Origin of the sequence: Saccharothrix hoggarensis, from assembly GCF_042678885.1 — a bacterium.
In the GTDB taxonomy this organism is placed as follows: Bacteria; Actinomycetota; Actinomycetes; order Mycobacteriales; family Pseudonocardiaceae; genus Actinosynnema; species Actinosynnema hoggarensis.
Genome location: NZ_JBHTLK010000525.1, coordinates 1 through 673 on the forward strand (window position 1 = coordinate 1; position 673 = coordinate 673).

Below are 673 nucleotides of genomic sequence, written 5' to 3' on the forward strand. Positions count from 1 at the left end.
CCCGCCCGCCGCACGACCACCGGCCGCCGGCGCGCCCTCGGGCGGGGGAGCGGGCGCGGTCACGGCCAGGACCGGCGCCTCCAAGCCGCACACGTCGCAGAACCCGTCGTCGTCGATCGCCCCGCCGCAGCCGGCGCGCGGACACGTCCTCATCGGGCCTCCGTCCTCGCCAGCACCGCGCGCTGGTACCGCAGCACCGCCACCGTGCCCGCGTTCAGGTCGCACGGCACGCCCAGCAGCACGTTCCGCGCCTGCCGGTGCAGCGCCGCCAGCTCCGCGTCCTCGCCGAACCCGAGCCCGCCCGCCTTCGCCCGGTACGCCTCCAGCCGCCCGCGCAGCTCGGCCCGCCGGTCCAGCGACCCGGTCAGGTGCGCGAGCACGCCGCGCGCCCGTTCCAGCGCCACGACCACCGCCGATTCGACGGCCACGACGTCCGATTCCACCACGTCCGGAAAACGTCGCCGCAGCCCGTCGAGTGCCCCCGCGACGTCGGTGCCCGGCACGTCCGGGTGAATGCCCGCGATCGTGGCCACGACCTCCACCCGCACCCCGCGCGCCCGCGCCCGCACCGCCTCCACCTCGGCGACCCGGTCCGCCGCGACCGCCACCCGCGCCTCGAACGTCCGGTGCAGGTCGCCCACCTCGGCCACCCGCGCGGCGAGCCCGGACCACC

At 78.5% G+C, this 673-nt stretch carries 1 pseudogene; it reads right to left on the reverse strand.

From position 1 onward, the window contains the following. Positions 1-149: 149 nt before the first annotated feature. A pseudogene (locus ACFQ3T_RS36920) lies at positions 150-673 on the reverse strand (hypothetical protein); the annotation flags it as partial.